Source organism: Lysinibacillus sp. UBA5990 (assembly GCF_002429815.1).
GTDB lineage: Bacteria > Bacillota > Bacilli > Bacillales_A > Planococcaceae > Lysinibacillus > Lysinibacillus fusiformis.
Map to the genome: position 1 here is coordinate 199,033 of NZ_DJAY01000007.1, position 16,133 is coordinate 215,165.

Annotated in this window: 8 protein-coding genes; 5 read left to right on the forward strand and 3 right to left on the reverse strand. The window is 36.6% G+C overall.

Annotated features, from left to right (window positions below; genetic code table 11):
• Positions 1-29: 29 nt before the first annotated feature.
• On the forward strand, positions 30-2,531 hold the full coding sequence (locus B3D94_RS05180) for an S-layer homology domain-containing protein (RefSeq protein ID WP_254664217.1): 2,502 nt from the start codon (positions 30-32) through the stop codon (positions 2,529-2,531).
• Positions 2,532-2,620: 89 nt separating this feature from the next.
• Here the strand turns inward: B3D94_RS05180 and B3D94_RS05185 are convergent, their stop codons facing one another.
• Both B3D94_RS05185 and B3D94_RS05190 read right to left on the reverse strand, forming a co-directional pair.
• Entirely contained in the window at positions 2,621-3,877 is a 1,257-nt protein-coding gene (locus B3D94_RS05185; protein WP_175422978.1) for an HlyD family secretion protein, read from the reverse strand.
• On the reverse strand, positions 3,874-4,551 hold the full coding sequence (locus B3D94_RS05190; protein ID WP_291755386.1) for a hypothetical protein: 678 nt from the start codon (positions 4,549-4,551) through the stop codon (positions 3,874-3,876). The genes B3D94_RS05185 and B3D94_RS05190 overlap by 4 nt, the downstream gene beginning before the upstream one ends.
• Positions 4,552-5,160: 609 nt before the next feature.
• On the opposite strand from B3D94_RS05190, the gene B3D94_RS05195 reads away from it, so the two are divergent.
• The 4 genes from B3D94_RS05195 to B3D94_RS05210 all read left to right on the forward strand — a co-directional run bounded on the left by B3D94_RS05195 (position 5,161) and on the right by B3D94_RS05210 (position 13,729).
• Entirely contained in the window at positions 5,161-9,168 is a 4,008-nt protein-coding gene (locus B3D94_RS05195; protein ID WP_291755405.1) for a cell wall-binding protein, read from the forward strand.
• A gap of 213 nt (positions 9,169-9,381) precedes the next feature.
• Complete coding sequence (locus B3D94_RS05200) at positions 9,382-10,449, forward strand: S-layer homology domain-containing protein (protein WP_069480046.1); 1,068 nt, start codon at positions 9,382-9,384, stop codon at positions 10,447-10,449.
• A 221-nt stretch (positions 10,450-10,670) separates the two neighbouring features.
• Positions 10,671-11,582, forward strand: coding sequence for a C40 family peptidase (locus B3D94_RS05205; protein WP_069480047.1), 912 nt, complete (start codon positions 10,671-10,673; stop codon positions 11,580-11,582).
• Positions 11,583-11,806: 224 nt separating this feature from the next.
• Positions 11,807-13,729 (forward strand): N-acetylmuramoyl-L-alanine amidase, encoded by a 1,923-nt coding sequence (locus B3D94_RS05210; protein ID WP_291755389.1) that lies wholly within the window; start codon positions 11,807-11,809, stop codon positions 13,727-13,729.
• Positions 13,730-13,857: 128 nt separating this feature from the next.
• Here the strand turns inward: B3D94_RS05210 and B3D94_RS05215 are convergent, their stop codons facing one another.
• The gene (locus tag B3D94_RS05215; protein ID WP_069480048.1) at positions 13,858-15,834 is read right to left on the reverse strand and encodes an S-layer homology domain-containing protein; all 1,977 of its coding nucleotides are present in this window, start codon (positions 15,832-15,834) and stop codon (positions 13,858-13,860) included.
• Positions 15,835-16,133: the final 299 nt, after the last annotated feature.

The window sequence follows — 16,133 nt, forward strand, 5'->3', positions numbered from 1 at the left end:
ACATCGTGCCATACTTTGATTAATTCGGAGTGAAGAAATTGGCAAGAAAATTAGTATCAATTGTTGTAGTCATGTTTGTGCTTATGTTAACAGTTAGTCCCATCGATGGACAAGCTGCTGGTTTTGGCAATAAGGTAAGTGAAGTGAAAACAGAGGTATCACCACAAGTAAATCACGTACAGCAAACCTATACGTCAGGTTCTATACGTCAGTTTGTAAATGTTTTAGATGTAAATTTAAATAATACATATACAAAACTAGAAATTGGGATGCCAAATCCTATTAATTCCCTCAAAACAACTTCAGCTATGGCAAAGCAAAACACATATGATGGCCATCGTGTTGTTGGAGCTGTTAATGCTTCATACTTTTTAGGAAATGGTATGCCTGCAAATTTATTGGCTGAAAAGAATGAAATTGTCAACTATGGAATTTTGGGAGATACGTTTGATAGCCCGACACAAAAGCCGGTTGCTTTTGGTTTATCTAAATCAGGGAAAGCGATAGCAGATTATTATACTACGAATCTAACTTTCCAAGTAAATGGAAAGAGCTATCCTATTGATCTGATTAATAGTGAACGAGGAACAAATAAAAACGTTTTATATACGTCAGAAAAAAGAACGACTGGAACGAATGCATGGGGTATAGAACTAGTATTGTCAGGTGCTAGCCAAGATACAAAAACCTTACATTTTGGTGATCAGTTCTCAGGCACAGTTTCTCATGTAACGACGTATGGAGCAGAAGGAAATTCATCTGTACCAGCGGATGGTTTTGTTATTTCTGTACAAAATAAAGAATTAGCCACTGAATTAAGCAAAATCACTGCAGGTACAAATGTGGATGTCAGCTTGTCGATTGATCAAAAATGGATGGATGCTCAATTCATCTTAGCTGCAGGTCCAATGCTTGTGCGCAATGGTCAAGTTGATATTTCAATGCCAACAAATTCCGGTTTTGCTTCAACACGTAGCCCTCGTACAGCAGTAGCGGTAGATGCTACAGGTACGAAGGTATCACTTATTACAATTGATGGCCGATTAAGTGGGCATAGTAATGGTGTTAATTTATCCGATTTAGCTTCACATTTAATTTCAATGGGCGCAACTTCAGCTATTAACTTAGATGGTGGAGGTTCTACAGCGATGGTCGTGCGCAATCCAGGAGGGTATTTCGCCAACCTTGTAAATAAACCATCTGAGGGTAGTGAGCGTCGTGTATCAGCCATTTTACAGGTTGTTAACACAGCACCACCAGGGAACGCAAAATCCATTACCTTAAGTAGTGTTGGACAAGTCATGAAAGGTTCTTCTGTAGATATGCAGGTAACAACTGCTTATGACCAATATTTAAATCCGATGACCATCAACCCAGCGAATATGAACTGGTCAGTTGAAGGAAATATCGGCAAGATGGATGGTGCAACCTTTACAGCTACACAAAAGGGTGAAGGGAAGATTATAGGGGAATATGGTGGTATTCGTACGTCTACAGCTGTGAAAGTAATAGATTTAGCAGAAAAACCTATTGTACTAGATAGCTTTGATAATGCGTCTTCTTGGACTACGGAAGTAGCAAAAGCGAATGCTTCTTTAGCAAACTCTAAAGAGTATGCGAGACAGGGAACAGCAAGTATGCAATTAAACTATGATTTTACTGTAGCAGGCACAGGGACAAAGGCTGCCTATATGGTTGCTAAAACACCAATTGCTATATCAGGTCAGCCAAAAAATATTGGTGTTTGGGTGTTTGGCGATGCAGGTAAGCATTGGCTAAGAGGTGTTGTCGTAGATGGAGCAGGAGCTAAGCACACGATTGATTTTACAAGTCAGGGCGGCTTAGACTGGAGTGGTTGGAAATACGTAACGGCGGATATTCCAAGTAATCTAGCAACACCATTGAAATTCGAACGTCTATATGTTGCTCAACCGACAGCTTCTCTTCAAAAGAAAGGTCAGCTATACTTCGATCAATTACAAGCTGTCTACAAAGATAATCATGAAGAATTGGTTTATACGGATGTGAACCAAGGGCATTGGGCGTTTTCTGAAATCCAAAGCTTATACAATAAATCGCTGATTAAAGGTTACTCTAACGGTACATTTAAGCCAGAAGCGTCCATTACACGTGCAGAGGCAGCTACAATTATTGCCAGAGCACTGAATTTATCAACAACGAAGGATTCTAGCTTTAAAGATGTAAGTAAAGGTCATTATGCATATAGTGCCATTGCAGCAGTCGAGCAGGCTGGCATTATTAAAGGGCAAGAAGCAGGGAAGTTCAATCCAAACGGACAGCTTTCACGTGCAGAAATGGCTGCGATTTTAACAAGAGCATACAAATTAACAGGTACAAGTAAAGTTTCCTTCACAGATGTTAAATCAACGCACTGGGCATACAGCAATATCCAAGCACTTGTGGCGAATGATTTAACAGGAGGTTTCCCAGATAATACATTTAGACCTGATGCACAAATTACTCGTGCTCAATTTGCAAGCTTCTTAAATAGATGCTTATCATTAAAATAACGCACAAAATACCCTCTGTAAAAACTACAGGGGGTATTTTAGCAAAAACAATCCGCCCGTCTCTAGAGAGAGTGAGGCGGATTTTGCATTTAGAAAACAATGTATTTTACATACTGTTTCCAAGTTAACTCTTTAAACTGCTTCCAGTGTAATTTCTCAATAGGTAAAGTACGGAAGGTATAGGCTTCCATATTGCGCTTCTCATTAGAGAGCATTGGTGTTCCTTCATCGAGATAGTCCGAGAAAATAGCTGATTGAGCCGTACTAAATTCGACATTAATATCTATCAGTTGGATTTTCCCATCCTGATTAATGATATGAAGCTTTTTATTTCCTCTTTTTGTTGTCGCTAACCACGATTTATCGACTTTATAAGAATCGAACGCTTCATTGACAATAATGGAGGCTTTGCCAGTTGTTGAAAACGGTACATCCTCTATTGGCTCATCTTGTTGCAGGACTATTTCATAATTTGTTGGTTGCGGGAGGACTGTTGTTTTGGCTAATTCATTTGCCCAAAATGTTTCATCATCTGTAGCAATCATTTGTTTTTCTAATACGATGCCAGATAATGCATCTTTGACATGTTTCACCTTAAAATCAGCCGTTTGGCCTTCCTGTACTTTTTGCCATTCTTTCTCTGATAAATAAGCATACATGGCTTTTTCATTAGAATAGATTTCAAAGGTTAAAGCACCAGCTTCTTCATTCACCGCTGACACGATACCGTCGATTGGACTGATAATACCTTGGCGAGACTCTATTTGTGTAATTTGCGCTTCAATGAGTGCAATTTGACGATTCGTTTCAGCAATATGTCGATTTAACAGTGCAACTGCTGTCGACAGTGAATTTTGTTGAGCAAGCTCTAATTTTAATGTAACAGACAATCTATCATTGATTTGATCGGTATTAATAGAGCTTTTTGGATTCGAGTCGTCGTAATCATCTTCAATTTGATCAAGTGCATCTAGTAAATCATTTAATTCTGTTTCATAGGCGGTACGTTCTGATTCAAGCTTTGTAAGCTCCTCGTCTACTTCATCTGTTTTAAAGGTAGCGAGTAAATCATTCATCTTTACTTCTTGACCACGCTTTACATTGACAGCGGATAACTTTGTTGCATCAGCTGTAATGGTATATGTTTCGGCAGGTGCAACAATAGTTTCCTTATTGACACGCTCTGTATTTGTGCCGATATAGGCTTTCTGAAATTCGTCAATAAAGTAGGATCGTGTCACGGTGCTATCTTCTTTGAAAACAAAATAAGCATTTATACCGATTATGAGCATCGCCAACACAATACCTATACTTGTCCATGGTTTTGTCTTGATAAATGCCATCATCCTAACCCCCTAGCAATCCATTCTTTAATGGGTAGTACACTAATCATGCCTACAAATAAGGCCATAAATAGTTGTACGCCAATCAATTTGACTACTAACATTTTTCTACTAGCTTCTTCCTCCCATTTCGACAGGAATAGATACTGCACAATAATGATTAAAACGGTCGTTACTGTCAATTGATTGATTGTAAATAATACGAAATCAGTTTCAATGACCTGTAGGGCAGCGGGTGCCAAAGAAAAGAATGAAAACATCGTTGTATAGCCAACGCTATAGAAGACAGCAAACAGGAATGCTTTTTCAATGAGCAGGAAGGCAACAACATAAAGCTGGACTCTTTTTATCCAAATATAAGGAATGTCCGTTAATAGATGTAATAGATAGGTAACACCATAATAATGGAAGCAAAAATAAATAATCGCCCATAAAATGGCACCAAGCATGGAAAGTACGCGTGCTACATAGTATTCATTTTGTAAATCCATTGCAAATAAGGACGTTAGATTTTCTGTCCCCATTCCCCAATATTCGCGAGCAGCAAACAATAGGATGAAAAGGATGAACACCGTTAATGCACGTTTTTTATATCCAATGATCTCGCCTTTTTCTACGGTGTTTGTAAAGTAGGTAGGATTTTTTAAGCTATGCCAGAACTTATAATGGTAAAACATAAACAGCGTCCTTTCTTCCAAAATAGGATATCAAAGATGTAGTATACACCTTGTAAAGACATTATGACATATGAAAATAGCTGTTTTTTTCCAATAATTTCGTTGAAAAAACGTATTTTGTCATTACATGTCGATGGATGAAAAACATCCTAATACCATTTACACCTCGGCGGATTCGTGTCACATTTTTTCATATTTACTCGAAAGCTCATTTTCAAAAATCTGTATTATCTGCCAGAGGCTTTATTATGATTCTGTAGGCATTCGAAATCCGAAGAATCAAGTTAAATCTATTGTATAGTATAATTGAAATAACTTCCTGTTTTTCTAGCTAGTAATTTTGAAAAACTACTTTTGACGCCCATTATTTTGTAAATATAATAGAATGGCTTGAAAACATGCAATTTACACCGATACTAAAGTAATGATTAATTAATTACGTCACTGCGTAATTATGTCCAGATTTTTTCGGTTTTGCTCGAAATAAATCTCAATGATCTTCGGATGCTTTATCTTGATTGCGCACTTTCCTAAAAAGAGGATTCACATGCCATTTCAAGATAAATGAAAATGAACACAATCATTTTCCTATACATAAAAAATGAAAGGGTGGTTCGATTGAATCGAAAATTGACAGCAGGTGTTATAACAAGTCTATTATTAGCACCAACAGCTATAGCAAATGCACAGGAAAATAATGCACAATCTCGTGTCATAGCACAAACGGAGCAAGTTTCCTATGTCAACCCTGTAGCGGCTGCAACGACAAAGGAACAGCTCATTGCCCAATTCGGTAAATTATCAGAGAATTCAACTGCTAATGAGATGGTTATAGCTGATGGTGATATCAAAATTGTACAAAATTCGAATGACCTTGGATTTGATAACAATGAAAAGGCGCTTATTCAAGCAAAATACGACTATGTAGTGGAGCAACGTCGCCTATTAAATGAACTCCAAGCAATTTGGAAGAAAATTAGTGCAGTCTCTTATACTAGTAAGACATTTATAGCCGATGTGAAAGCTGTAGAAACAGAATATGAAAGTTTTTTAGGTAATGAAACGACAAATCAATCATATTTATTTGTACAAAAACAATTTGAAGAAGCTGTCGATGCAGCATTTGCGAATAGTGCTAGCAGCATCACCAATACGGTTCGAGGAACAGTCTTACAATATGGCTATAAAGAGGCTGATCGCAATAACTATTTTAAGGGCAAAGGAGTAGATATTGCGAAATTAGTTAAACTAGTTGGCGATGCAGCGGCAGTAAAAACTACTGCTACAGAGCTTGATGCTTTAGTTGATGTATTTAAGCAAAACCCAACAGATTATCCAGCTATCTCTTCGGTACTAGATAAAGTTACAACAGCTTATAACTTACTAACAACAGATCAAAAGAAAGCGATAGAAGCTTATAATCCAAACAATGATACGGTAACACCTTTTAAAAAATATAAGGATGCTATAGCGGGTCTGTCATCCATAGATAAAGTTTCACAAAGTATTACTCAATTAATAGCTAAAAAACCAGCAGACTTTACTTCAGCAACAAGTTTCATTAGTGCCGTAACAGCTATTGAAAAATCCTACAACGCTTTAGATGAAACTTCACAAAAGTTAGTGGCGAACTATTCTACATTCGAACAATATAAAAAGGCTGCTGATATTTCTAAACGAATTTCAGCGCTGCGTGTATCCAATGAGACAGCTTATCGGACAGAAGTAAATTCGATTAAAGGTATGTATGATTTATTAACAATTGATAAAGAACTTGTGAAAAATACAGCTGATTTAAATATAGCAATAGCAAATATTGCTTCTGCTGAGAAAATTGAAGAACTTATTGTGGCCATTGCAAGTGCAAGTGCTCCAGATAAAGTGAAAGCGATAAAAGATGCTCGTACTGCTTATGATGTGCCACCAGCAACAACTGGCACGGCTATTAACGTGGCGAATGTCAAAAAAATTGTCAATAATCTTGCCGAGCTAACAAAGTGGGAGAAAGTTTACAATGCATCTTTAAGCGTGGATAAATTAATCGATAGTATTGATCCTAAAGCTTCTTCATTTGAGAGCAAAACATTTGCTGCTCAATCGGCTTTTGACAAATTAACTGTGGAAGAACAGGTGTTTGTGCAAAAAAATGACCGCTTAAAACTTTTATTCCAATATGCGACTTTATCGAAACAAGCGAATGCCCTAAAACCGACAATGCAAGATTACAAGACTCAAATTACGGACCTGCAATCAAAAGTGGCGGCGTTAAATGCTGGTAATGGTGATGACGCGGCTCCATTGGCGGCAATGAAAAGTAAAATTGAAGAGAAATTATCCAATCTATTAAATGAAGATTTAGTGATAGCAGGTGTAATTGAGCAAATATCAAAACTAAGTCAATCAAATGATATGATCACAGATATTTTAGCTACACGAGCTGCTTATGATGGCCTCCCATCTTCAGCGAAAAGCCGTGTAACGAATATTAAAGTCTTAACAGATTTAGAGAAATCATATAAAACCGTTGTGAGTGTCATCTCACAATTTGAAAAATTGGATCCATCCTCTAAGAGCTATATTTCAAAAGCCAAATCAGCTTATACAGCATACGCTAAGCTAGATGACAAAAATAAGACCTATGTCAAAAATTATAAGAATTTAAAAGATGTTGTACCTGTAATAGATGTAATTGTGAAAATTAATGCATTAAATCCTTCTAAAAAAACGTATAAGGATGATGTGAAAGCAGCGACAGATGCATACACTGCATTAGCAGATCAATCCCAGGTTATTAATTATCCTGATCTTACAAAAGCACAATCTTATATCGATATGGCAAAGGCATTCGATGAACGTGTTCTTGCATTAGCAAATGAGAATCCAGACACATTTGTACAAAAGGTAGCCGAGTTAACAGTAGCGTATAAAGCATTGGATAAAAATGCGCAGAAGCTTGTGGAGCAGGCAAAAACGTTAAGCAATTATGAGAAGAGCAATAAAGCTGTTATCAAGGTTATTCAGCTGATCACTGCCTTGGACCCATCAAGTAAGGATTATACAAAAAAGGTACTTGCCGCACGTAAGGCTTATAATGCCCTTGATGAAGTTTCGAAAAAGCATGTGACGAATTATGCGAATCTTACAGCTGTCGAGGATGTGGCTTCATTAATTGGCCTGATCGCTACGTTAAAGCCAACAAGTAAAACATTCTACCAAGATATGAAAACAGCACGTGAGCTTTACGATGCACTAACGGAAGAGAAGAAAACGGCCATTATCAACTATGATGCACTGGTAGCTGCTGAAAATGAACAGGGGTTAGCTGAGGGCGTAATTGAGCTAATTAAATTAACAGAAGTGCAAGATGCAGACTACTTAACGAAGTTGATGAATGCACGTGTTGCCTATGATAAGCTGTCATCTAATCAAAAGAAATTAGTGACGAATATTAAAGACTTAACAACACGTGAAAAAGAGGTTAAACCTATTTTAACTGTGATGGTACAAATTAATGAACTTGATCCAGAATCGAAAAGCTTTGTTAGTAAGGTCAACTCTGTCCGTAAATCATATGACAAACTATCAAAAGATCAAAAGAAATACATCGACAATATTGATGTACTCCTAAAATATGAGCCTGTATCCAATGTAGTAGAAGTGATTAATAAACTAAAATCTTCAAGTAATACATTCCTTCAAGATACAGCAAGAGCGCGTTCACTATATGATGCACTACCTGCCGATTTGCAGCAATATGTGTCAAACTATTACTTATTGCAGGCTGCTGAGTCAAGTATCCTAGGTGCTGGCAATGTAATGCAAATGATTGATGCTTTACCATCTGTTGATCCGAAGCAGTATGTTAAACGCATTCAAGAAGTTCGTGCTGCTTATAACGCTTTACCAAAGGATCAGCAACGAGCTGTGCAAAACTACAGAGTATTACAAGACCAAGAAAAGCTGATTAAACCCGTTATAAGTATTGTGGAGGATATTGATCGACTTTTAACAGCCAAGGATATGGATAGTCAATATCAAAAGATTTTAAAAGCTTATGATAAGCTGAATGCGGATCAAAGACGCTATGTGTATAATGACCAATTATTACTATCCTTAGACAACGTGATAAAGGTTTATAATAACATTGCAAAATTGAATCCTAAGGATAAATTCTACTTTGGTATGGTTGAAGCCGTACGTAAAGAATATGATAGTTTGAATACGACAGATAAACAGCGTATCTCCAATTATTCAATTCTATTAGAAGCAGAGAAAAGTATGGCCGATGTCAAAAAGGTCGTTGAATTAATTGCGGGACTTTCTCCAAGCTCCCCAACATATATAGAAGATGTGGCCAATGCCGTGGCTGCTTTTAAGGCACTGGATTCTAAAGTACGGGGACAAGTCATCAATGAAGACTTACTCAAACAGGCTGAAAAAGATGTAGCTGCGGTTCTCAAGGTTGTTCAAGCGATTGGAAATATCGATCCAGATAGCTCATCATTTGAGAAAAAAGTGCTAGCAGCTCAAAAAGACTACAGCTCATTGTCGATAGAGCAACAGGGATTAGTGTATAACTACCGTATTTTAGAAGAATATCTTAAAATGATTCAATAGTATGAGAAAAAAGGAGTTTTCCCAACGAATAGTAAGGGAAAACTCCTTTTATAATGATAGATGATGAATCTATTTATTTTTTTCCAAAAAAAGTGAAACTATCTTATTTGGATTTCGTATCATATAGTATGTATGGTGATTTTTCGTTTCCTGCCTTCAGTGATGAAAAAGCGCCGTTTGCTACATATTTGACAGATTGAGGAGGTAGCCCTGTTGAAAAAAATACTGAGTATCGTTGTCCTTTCAATAGCTGCAACCATAGGAAGTTTAACTAGTTTAAGTCAGGTAGAAGCGGCATCTGCCAATGTCGTGGATGTTTCGAATTCATATTGGGCAAACGCTTCGATACAACATATGCTTACAAAACAATATATGACTACATATAACGATAACAAATTTAAACCAGAGCAGGCAATTACAAGGGCAGAGGCTGCTGCTGCTATTGCTCGTTCTATTCAAAGCAATGTAGACATTGCAAATACTGTGAATTTTAAGGATGTACCAGTGACTCATCCTTATTACAAAGAGATTTGTCAGCTTGTTAAATTAGGGGTTATCCAAAAAGGGGAAGCTTTTCATCCTGAGGAGCCGTTAAAGCGAATGCAGGTGGCGAAAATGCTTGCATTAGCGTATCAATTTAAAGTTGACGGCAAAAATAATACCCAATTTGCGGATATACCTGACACGCATTGGGCCCATAATTATATTGAATCACTTGCAGATATCGGTATTATAAGTGGGGTAGATGTTAAACATTTTGCACCTGATCAGCTAGTGACACGTGCCCAATTTGCGGTGTTTGTTGAACGAAGTATTTATTTTCAGCAAAAAATAAACAAATTGGAAGTGGCCTATGATTATTTGGCAAAGGATTATATTCCAACAGTCAACCTTTCTACAGAGTGGTCGAAAAAGGTTATTGAGTTAATTAATGTTGAAAGACAAAAGAAAAAGCTAGAACCTGTTAATTATGATCCCAAATTGACACAAATCGCGATTATTAAAGCGCAGGATATGGTGAAGCGCCATTATTTTGAACATGTTTCGCCGTTTTATGGTGCCCCATGGGATTTAGCAACTTTATTTGATTATGACTACACGAGCTTTGGAGAAAATATCGCGAGAAATATCCAAACTCCTGAGATTGCTGTAAAGGCATGGATGGCTTCACCTAGTCATCGGGATAATATTCTGAAAGAACACTATACGAATACAGGTGTTGCAATAGCACAGGATAGCAAAAGAAATTACTATTGGGTCCAAATGTTTTCTAGTCAATAAGTTGTTATGTAACAAAGAATCTCTAATATTACAGGAATGTTACGGAATCTCCAAAATATGATAAAAAAGTCTTTCATTTAACGCTGGAAATACCACCAAACGTTGGTATTACAGCGTTTTTTTGCTGTCTAAAACCGTTACACAAATGAAAAATAACAAGTGCTTCTTTTGTGATAGTCTATGTATAGGCAAAAAAGTTTTGAGAGGGGTATAACAAAAGTATGAATAAGAAATGGTTATTACCGATTTTTGCATCTTTTATGTTATTTTCAACAACTCATATAAATACTGCTGAAGCAGCGACAAAAGAAGATGTCACTGATACAGCATCTAAATATTTAGGTATTCCATATAAATACGGTGGTACAACAACAAGTGGTTTTGATTGCTCTGGATTCACTTCTAAAGTATTTTCTGACTTAGGCATTCAATTAAATCGTACATCAGGCTCTCAATATCAACAAGGTAATGCAGTAGCAAAGAGTGATCTACAAGTTGGTGATTTAGTATTTTTCAATACAAGTGGTAGTAGTATTTCACATGTGGGTATATACATAGGTGATGGTAATATGATCCACTCGCAAACGGGTCAAGGTGTTAGCTATTCGAATGTTAACGATCCATACTATTGGGGATCTCGTTATGTAGGGGCAAAGCGTGTGGCAACATTTGATTCACAACAACAAGCTGAAGTTAAAAAAGCTGCAATTGACTTTTCAGTATATGCTTCTCGTGCAGAAGTTGCCGTACAAATTGCAAAAGCTTTAAACTTAGATACTTCTAATACAACTACTAATTTTGTAGATGTAAAACCAACAAGCGCAAATGCAGGTGCTATTGCCGCTGTTGAAAAATTAGGTATCTTTGAAGGTGATGCGAACGGTAAGTTCAACCCGTCGTCACCAATTACACGTGCACAAATCGCTAAAGTTTTAGTACTAGCTTTCGGTCTTGAAAACCAAGGAGAAGCAGTAGCATTCAGCGATGTTCCTCAAAATAACTGGGCTAGTCATTATGTTTCTATCCTTGCTTCTAATGGTGTTACAAATGGCGATGGAGATGGAAGCTTCGGCTCTGATGAATTACTAAAAATCAACCAACTTAAAGTTTTTATTGAAAGAATTCAACAATAAATTTCACATGTAAATTTTGTCATAAATTGCAAGAATTGATCTTTTGAATAGCGTATAATGGAAGAAGGGTTTGCAATCGCAGACTCTTCTATTTTTATGATAACTACTTAGGAGAGGAAGTGATATGGAAAATATAATTTAACAGTTCTATTGTATGATGCATTATTTAGCTAATTTTGTTAAAATGGACACGTTAAGAGAACAAGAAGGGAGGAAATAAGACATTGAACATCAAAAAAATTAGTCTTATCTTGTGCGTCTTATTCATTTCGGCTTCTATGTTTACGATACATAGTGCAAGTGTCAGTGCAGCTACCAACTCAAATATTACATTTGAAGATGTCACTAAAAATCACCCAGCCTATGAAGAAATTAATTATTTAGTAAGTTTGGGTGTTATCCAAGGCTATTTTGTGAATGGTAAAAGAGTTTTTGGCCCAAATAACAATGTAACGAGAGGACAAGCAGCCAAAATGGTTGTCGTTGCCTCCGGAAACAAACCATTAGTCGTAAATAAATCTAGCTTTTCAGATGTTACAGTAGGCACTGAAATGTCAGGTTATATAGAACGTGCTGTACAATTAGGTTTCTTTGACAAAAATATAAAAGGTGAATTCCTACCAAACAAAGCTCTATCTCGTGGAGAAATGAGTTATGTCTTAACAAAGGCATTTAATTTAGATACAAGTGAGTATGAGGGAATCGATTCACCATTTACAGATGTAGGGATCACACACGAATATGTGAAATATATCAATACAATCTATTATAATGGTATCACTAATGGGACAGGTAAAACGTATTTACCAAACAGCACGGTGACACGTTCACAATTCTCATTATTTGTGTCACGTGCAAAAAATGAGAAATATCGTTTAGAATTGCCTGTAAAAGGTGTAACTGTACCTGATACATCTCAGGTTATTGGTTTAGTAAAAGTAACTACAGATGGTTTAAATATTCGTAAATCAACGGATAGCGCTTCAACTACGAACATTGTAGGTAAAGTCAATACAGGCGGTAAATTATCAGTATATGCAGTTGAAGGTAATTGGTTAAAAGTATCTTATAAAGGTGCTTATGCTTATATTTTTAAACAATATGCTGAATTTTTAGATGCAGATGGCAATGCGTTAGGAGCAGTCGAAAAAGAAGTAACGACAAAAAATGCTGTTAACTTATATGTGAAGCCAACTTCTTCAGCAAAAGTAATTTCAACGATTAAAGCAAATGTAAAATTACCAGTGTATAAAACAGTAGGTGGCTACTATTTAACACAAGTGAATGGTTTACCAGGGTATGTGGTAGCCAATAGTACAACGGATACGGTTGAAGAAGAGAAACCTAATCCAGATCCAGATCCAGGGATACCACCTGTTACTTCAGGAGATGTACTGGGAAGAGTAACGGTTGCTAATCTAAATGTGCGCAGTCAAAGTAATTCGACGTCAGCAGTACTTTTCAAGCTGAATAAAGGAGAGTATGTCCAAGTTAATAGCATCAGCGGTTACTGGGCAGAAATCTCTTATAATGGACAAACTGGTTATGTTCATAAATCTTATTTAAAACTATTAAATCAGACCGCTAAACCTTTGCAAAATCGCGTTATCATCTTAGACCCAGGTCACGGTGGTAAAGATCCAGGGACAGTAAAAGGTTCTGTTTCTGAAAAGAGCATTACATTAAAGGTCAGCACGCAAGTAAAGCAATTACTAGAGAATGCTGGTGCCAAAGTGTATATGACACGTACTGGTGATACGTACCCATCATTACAAGATCGAGTAGATTTCACGCAAGCAAACTACGGTGAGATTTTTGTTAGTGTCCATGTCAATTCCGCTGCCAATACGTCAGCACAAGGTACTGAAACATATTATGCTATATCTACAGGAGATATGTATCAGGAAGACATAGATTTAGCCACATTTGTAAATAACCAAATTGTTAGCAATTTAAATATGAAAAATCGTGGTGTTAAACAAGAACAGTACTACGTAATTCGTAATATGGTCATTCCATCTATTCTAGTGGAGCTCGGTTTCTTAACAAACACTGAGGATCACAATAAAATGACAAATGATCAATACGTAAATCTATTTGCAGAATCTATTTATAATGGTATTTTGCAATACTATAAAAAACAATAAGAGTTGAAGAGGCGATGCCAAAGTTTACTAGCTTTGGGGTCGTTTTTTCTCTTTACTTATATAAGTACCCAGTTTTCCAAAAAATAAACAAGGCTACCTCCATTGTTAAGAGAGGTAGCCTTTTAGTTTTACTTTACGGTAGCGATGAATTTAATATAATCCTTACTAATAAAAGCGGGTTCTGAGTGCGATCTATCTGAAATAACTTGATACCAACCATTAGCACCTGTATCTGTGACGATAACAGGCATATTACTTTTATTAAAGGTGAATAATGGACTTTGTTGTGTGGATGCATCAGCACGAACATTTAGACCAGCTGTTGTTGTTAGTGCAATTTTATACGGGTTACTAGCATCTTTATAGCCTAATGTTTTTTCTGCACGATAGTAGTGTCCAGCAATTTTGGCACCCCAGAAAGGGTCAGAGGCGTATTTTACGTTAAATCCAATTGCTTTAGAGCCAACGACTGAACCATTTGTATAACGACCGCCAGGCATAATGTAATTAGGTTGCAAGAACTTTTCGACAAGCTCATTAATGTTTGCGCCAACACTATCAAACTTTTTGTTTAGTGGATTTGTGTCATACACATATAAACCGAATAGGTTATTCAAATTTTGAGCATGATCACTCATCCCGTAGGCACTCTCATGCTGTGCCAGTGCTAAAATAAGCATGGCGTTAATATGGGCATTCGCTTCGACATCTTTTAACTCGGTGCCTAAACCAATGAGTTTACTTTTTGTCGTTGCGTCTTTGTAAATAGAAGCACCTGAGCTCTCAACTTCAGCTAGTTTTTGCATAATATATTGATCAATTTCTTCAGCTGTATATTGTGTCGTAGCACGAGCAGGTAAGAATTGATAGTAATTATAGCCTTCTCCCTTTGAAGAGCCGTTTACATTCGTAAAAGTAATACCATCCCAGCTAAAGTATTTTTCACCTTGCTTCATAAAGCTAGGTGCTTTGCCGTAGACGTAACTAGATGAGTACTTATTGGTTTTATAATCATATAAGGTATGTTTAATTTCACCATTTTCATTTGTATAATAAGCGCGTCCCTTTACTAAAGCGGAAGGGATCAAGGTAACATCTGCTTGTTTTAAAGAACCAACTTGTCCAGCTAAGCGTACCCTTACTTGAGTCGCATCACTACCTAGATACTCCATTTCTGTATTAGCAGCAACGGCAATTTGATCCTTAATTGTTTCGGAATTTAATGCGACATAATTATTTGTGACAATAATACCGGAAGACATTTTTATAATCTTATTATTTTGAGTAACCACTAAAGAACTGTTTGTCATCGCTTTTTCAGCAGCTTCAAAACTAGCATAAGATTGCTTGTCTACGAGATTACCATTTGAGATTTCTTTAACGATAAATGCATGCGCATTATTATTGTTACCTGAGTTATTGTCGTTACCAGAGTCCCCATTATTATTGGAATTTCCATTATTACCATTGTTATCAGTATTCCCATTATTATTTTCAACAGTATCAGCAAGGAGAATTAAGCGAAGTATAAAAGTTGATGCTTCAGCAATTGTAGCATTGTCTCTAGGTAAAAACATGCCGTTAGAGCTTCCTTTAATAAGCCCTAATTGAGCACCTATGGCAATGTCCTGACGAAAATCTTTGAAAATTGTAGCATTGTCTTTAAATGTAATAGAGGAAGTACCTTTTGGGATTTTTAAATAATCCACTGCTCTAATTAACATAACGGCCATATGCTCTCTTGTAATACGTGCATCTGGCTTAAATGTCCCATCTGTGTAGCCGGTAATTATGCCAGCAGTAGCGGCAAGCTTGATTTCATTGGCAAATAAATATGTGTCAGAGACATCTGTAAACGTAATATTATCCTTTGTCTCTAAGTTTAAAGCCTTTGCTATGTATGTGGCGAATTCACCGCGTGTAACAGTATCATTCGGACGATAGCTGCCATTTGCATCTTTCAGCAAGGCTCCTTTGGAAATCAAATAACGCAGACCACTTTCATGCATATGTCCTGATAGCTCATCAGCATAGGCCTTTTGGGGTAGCGAAATGATTACGCTAATAAGTATCGTGAGTAACATAAAAATTGATAGTTTTTTCATAGTTTTACCCTCCTAAACTGATATCATTTTAACAAAGTTACAGAATCAAGTTAAGAGTCAAATGTTAGAAATACCATAAAATATACCAGGTTATTATAGGAGAAAAGTATCCTTTTGGCTCATGTAGAGAAACTAAAAGTGGAATCTATGAGGGAAGTGAATCAAAATTCACATGAGTTTCTTCTATTATATATATGTTTGAGATAAACGATAAAAAAATACCGTACATAAGAAACTATGTACGGTATTTTTTATGGGAAATATTATAGCATTTCCGAAGTTGTTTTTGCTTGCATGTG

Coding starts and splice junctions, on each gene's coding strand:
- B3D94_RS05185 (WP_175422978.1), bottom strand. CDS start 3,877: ATGATGGCATTTATCAAGACAAAACCATGGACAAGTATAGGTATTGTG.
- B3D94_RS05190 (WP_291755386.1), bottom strand. CDS start 4,551: ATGTTTTACCATTATAAGTTCTGGCATAGCTTAAAAAATCCTACCTAC.
- B3D94_RS05205 (WP_069480047.1), top strand. CDS start 10,671: ATGAATAAGAAATGGTTATTACCGATTTTTGCATCTTTTATGTTATTT.
- B3D94_RS05215 (WP_069480048.1), bottom strand. CDS start 15,834: ATGAAAAAACTATCAATTTTTATGTTACTCACGATACTTATTAGCGTA.